The sequence below is a fragment of the Embleya sp. NPDC005575 genome (assembly GCF_040605455.1).
Classification (GTDB): Bacteria; Actinomycetota; Actinomycetes; order Streptomycetales; family Streptomycetaceae; genus Embleya.
The window spans coordinates 1-4,043 of the sequence record NZ_JBEXCV010000306.1; the positions used below are offsets into that span (position 1 = coordinate 1).

Here is a 4,043-nt window from a genome sequence, read left to right on the forward strand (position 1 = left end):
AGCAGCCTCGGCTACCGCACGCCCGTCGAATACGAAGCCGCACTCGCAGCCTGACCACCACAACGAAGGTGTCCGTCAAAGCGGAGCAAGCTCACAGGCGCAACTGCAGACCTGACACGTGGGCGATGGTCACAGCCACTCGTTGATGGCAGCAACGAGGCCGGTCGCCTCGTAGCGGACCGCTGGTTTGTCGTATCGCGTGGCGACGGCGCGGTGCCTCTTGAGACGCTTGATCCCGCACTCGACCGCGTGACGCTCACGGTAATCGACCGGGTCGAAATGTGGCGGCCTGCCACCGCGAGAGCCGAGCTTCTGGCGGTTACGCGCCTGGTCGACCTTGTCCGAGATGGTGCAGCGGATCCCCCGGCGACGCAGGTAAGCGCGGTTCTTGCGGGAGGCGTACGCGTTGTCAGCACGCACCCGATCGGGACGGACGCGCGGCCGACCCGCCCCGATGCGAGGCACGCGGACCTTCCTCAGTACGGGTTCGAACTGCGGCGAGTTGCCGCGCTGCCCGGCCGTCACCACGATTGACATAGGCTTCTGGCCCTGTTCGACGGCCAGGTGCAGCTTGATGGTGAACCCGCCGCGCGCGCGTCCCGGTCCATGATCAAGGGGCTCGATGAAGACACCGCCCGGCGGTTCCTTCTGCAGGTCACCCTGCTTCCGGGCCCCAGCCGCATGCTGATGGGCGCGGCACACCGTGGAATCGACGCTCAGATCCCACGTGATCGCACCCTTCGCATCGGCCAGGGACTGGAGCGTGCCGGGGTCTCGTCCTTGATTCCCCGTGCTGCTATCAGGTGGTAGCTTGCGGAGTATGGCGAAGACTCAGGTGAATCTCCGGTTGGAGGAGGCCGCGGCGGAGATGGCGCGCCAAGCGGCGGAGACGCGGCACATACCGGTGAACGAGTACGTGGAACAGTTGATCCGCACGGACAACGAGCGTCTGCGCGAGGTGTTCCTCGCGGGCGCGCAGGAGGTCCTGGACGGCTACGGCGACCTCCTGGACGAGATCGAGGCGCGCGGGTGAGTGTGGGTGTGGATCTGGCGTGGATCCTCGAGGTGGCGCGTCGCGCGGGGCGTGACGATCCGGCTCCGGACGACTACGGGGTGCCGGTCGCGGCGGTGGAGCGGCATCGGGCGGTGATCGCCGGGCAGGACGTCTACCACGGCACCTACGCCAAGGCCGCGGCGCTCGCGCACAGCCTGGGCCGCATGCGCTGGCTCGAGCACTCGAACCTGCGGGTGGCCGTCGCGGTGGCCCACGGCTACCTCTCGGCGTGCGGCGTGTCGGTCAAGCTCACCCAGGCCGGTGTCACCGCCCTCGCCGACGAGTTGACCCGCGCGTCGTCCACCGCGGCGAGCGTCGCGGCGGTCCTCAAGTCCTGGGACACCACCGACTGAGTCCTTGGGCGGACGTGTCTTCGTTGCCTGGGCCGACCACTTCGCCGCTCGGTCCGCCGCCACCCACGACGATGCGCTGCGCGCGGACCGTGGCGGTCGAACCGAGCGTGACCGCGCGGGGAGGCATCGCCAGGAACCGACAGGCCACGCACGGGTGTTCGAGCCCATCAGGGCGTGATATGCACCCTTGCCGGTGCGCAGCCCGTATGAGAGGGGGTGTCGGCCCATTCGTGGTCGACACGCCCTCGCGTGTCCTTCCGCCCCGAGCCGCCGAGCGGCGCCGAGTCACCGACACCACGGGGTTCGGCGGTGCGCTGTGGGTGCCGGGGTACGGTCCCGGTCGTGGTCTCGTTCCGGGACTGCGGCGTGCGCGGCCGCGCTGGCGTGTCCATCGACTACGACTACACCGGAGAGGTGACCTCCCTGCCGGATCGGGGAACCGCGATCTCTCAGCCCACCAGGGACGATCTCGAAGGTCAAAGGTTCGCCCCAGCCGAGCCGCCGCGGCCGACGACACGTGGCACCGGCGGGCTCGTCGCGCCGTCGACGACCGCGAAAGAGGACGCGGGCTGCCAGCTGCCCCCGGCCGTTGTCTCGCCCGCTCACTGCGCCTCGGTGATGGTCCCGGGTGGGCTCAGGCCCAACTCGACCAGTGCCGCGTGTTGTTGCTCGCCGCTTTCGCTCGGGATGTGTCTTCGGATCCGGCGCGGTACGAACACGACGCCGACCCGGCGGGCGCCGCGCCTGCCGACCCCGAGCGAGCCACCGGGCCCGCTCGGGAACTCCCTGCTTGCCTCGCGACTTTGTTGCCTCCTGTCTGACAGCCAAGTGCTGCCAGGCGGTCGGTTGTGCGATCTGCCCGCTCCGGACCCGAGCCGGTGAATGTATCGCGCCAGCGCCGGGAAGCGGTGTTGACGCGACGAGCGTGAGGCGTCTGGCGTTGCGAGTTTCGCTGAAGTGATCGACCGGCCGGGTGGCCCTCGCCTACGCTGCGTGGCGGGGAGAGGGGGCCGGGGGATACATGGCTGATCCGATCGAAACCGTTGCACCGGATGATTCGGGCTCGGTCACGCTTCGGCGGTACGAGTACCAGGTTCATGTGGCTGCGCAGGCCGTCCTGGAGATACTCGCTGACGAGCCGGTACGCCACGTGACCTGCGAACACATCGAGGACGTCATCGTCGCCCGCGGCAGCAAGGGGCAGGCGAATGGTCTCTTCTGGGATTTCCAGCAGATCAAGACGCGTGACACGACCACGCCCTGGACGCTCACGGACGTTATCGCCAAGGGCCCGTTGAAGAGCCTGTGGCGTACGTACGGGACGTGCCGGAGGACCTCGTGGCCGGCGCCAGGCCCGCGTAGGAGGCCAGGTGGGCGGCGGTGGGGAACGACGATCCGTCGCCGATGGTCACGAGGAGGGTGGCGGCGGTCCTGACGCCGACCCCCGGCATCGACGTCAGGACCTGCGAAAGAGGGTGGGCCTCCAGGAGTTCGGCGATCTGTGCCTCGACAGCGCGCCGTTGTTCGTGGACGGCGGCGAGCGAGCGGGCCAGGGAGGGCACGACGGTGTCGAGAGTGGTGGTGCCGGGGACGACGACGGTCTGTTCGTCGAGGGCGTCGAAGATGGCGTCGACCAGGCGTTCGGCCATGCGCGGGGCCTTGGGTCGTATGAGGGTGACGAGCCTGCGGCGGCCTGCCCTGCGCAGGGCGGCCGGCGAGCCGTGGCGCTCCAGGAGATGGGTGACGGCGGGGTGGTCCAGGCGGGGTCCGAGGACGCGTTCCAGGGACGGGTGGAACTGGGTGAGCAGGCCGCGCAGGCGGTTGCTCGTGCGCGTGGCCTCGCCGGCGAGGTCCTGGTCGAAGCCGGTCAACATGGTGAGTGTTGCGATGGTCTCGTCGGTGGGTTCGAGGGCGCGCAGGGTGTGGGGCATGGTGCGGGCGGCGTCGGCGATGACGTGTGCGTCGCGGGCGTTGGTTTTGGCTTCGCCCGGGTAGAGGTCGGCGATCCGCCGCATGGCCAGGCCGGGCAGGTAGGCGACCTCGCAGCCGGCGTCCCGGGCCACGGCCAGGGGCAGGGCGCCGATCGAGGCGGGCTGGTCGACGATCACGAGCACGGTGCCGAACTTCGCGGTGAGCTTGTCGAACACGGCCCGCAGCTTCGGTTCGCTGTTGGGCAGTCGCTTGTCGAACACGGTCTTGCCGGCGGCCGTGAGGCCGTGGCCGTGGTGGTCGGTCTTGCCCACGTCCAGGCCGAGGAAGACCTTGATGTCGCCGGTGTCGAGCACCGCACCCTCCGGGGGTGGTCGTTCCCGTCCCGGCCTCACGCCTTGGCACCGTGCGCGCGCATCCACGTTACGCAGACCAACCACCCGTCGATGGCCGGGCGTTGCGCTCGGCCGGGTGGCGGTCAGGCCTCTCATCAGCGGTCAAACGGTGCTCCGGACCCGGTGACACCACCCCCCAGGTCATGCGTTCGACAGGGGGTAAAAGCCATGCCGGGCCCGGAGGCCAGGAGCCCCGTTTCAGGGCCACGAAGAAGGTAACTGTGATTGTTGGACTGCGGCCCGGGTCGGGTTGCTGCCAGGCTCGTCGTCGGCGTCCGGCATGACTCGCAAGGTAACTGACGACTCCTCGGG

4 protein-coding genes and 1 pseudogene are annotated in these 4,043 nt (G+C 69.4%); 3 read left to right on the top strand and 2 right to left on the bottom strand.

Going from position 1 to position 4,043, the window contains the following annotated elements:
• Positions 1-129 precede the first annotated feature (129 nt).
• The gene (locus tag ABZS54_RS42365) at positions 130-822 is read right to left on the bottom strand and encodes an IS5 family transposase (protein ID WP_355548637.1); all 693 of its coding nucleotides are present in this window, start codon (positions 820-822) and stop codon (positions 130-132) included.
• Between ABZS54_RS42365 and ABZS54_RS42370 the strand changes: the two genes are divergently transcribed.
• The 3 genes and pseudogenes from ABZS54_RS42370 to ABZS54_RS42380 form a co-directional block, all read left to right on the top strand.
• A complete protein-coding gene (locus ABZS54_RS42370) occupies positions 821-1,033 on the top strand; it encodes a hypothetical protein (RefSeq protein WP_355548628.1) in 213 nt (70 codons plus the stop codon). The genes ABZS54_RS42365 and ABZS54_RS42370 overlap by 2 nt on opposite strands.
• A complete protein-coding gene (locus ABZS54_RS42375; protein ID WP_355548631.1) occupies positions 1,030-1,407 on the top strand; it encodes a fic family toxin-antitoxin system, toxin component in 378 nt (125 codons plus the stop codon). The genes ABZS54_RS42370 and ABZS54_RS42375 overlap by 4 nt, the downstream gene beginning before the upstream one ends.
• A gap of 1,021 nt (positions 1,408-2,428) precedes the next feature.
• Positions 2,429-2,632, top strand: a pseudogene (locus ABZS54_RS42380) (dsDNA nuclease domain-containing protein); the annotation flags it as partial.
• A gap of 52 nt (positions 2,633-2,684) precedes the next feature.
• Here ABZS54_RS42380 and ABZS54_RS42385 read toward each other — a convergent pair.
• The gene (locus tag ABZS54_RS42385; RefSeq protein ID WP_355548634.1) at positions 2,685-3,692 is read right to left on the bottom strand and encodes an IS110 family transposase; all 1,008 of its coding nucleotides are present in this window, start codon (positions 3,690-3,692) and stop codon (positions 2,685-2,687) included.
• Between the last annotated feature and the right edge of the window lie 351 nt (positions 3,693-4,043).

Excerpts from the sequence above, each read along its gene's own strand:
- ABZS54_RS42370 (WP_355548628.1), top strand. The coding sequence starts at position 821 with ATGGCGAAGACTCAGGTGAATCTCCGGTTGGAGGAGGCCGCGGCGGAG.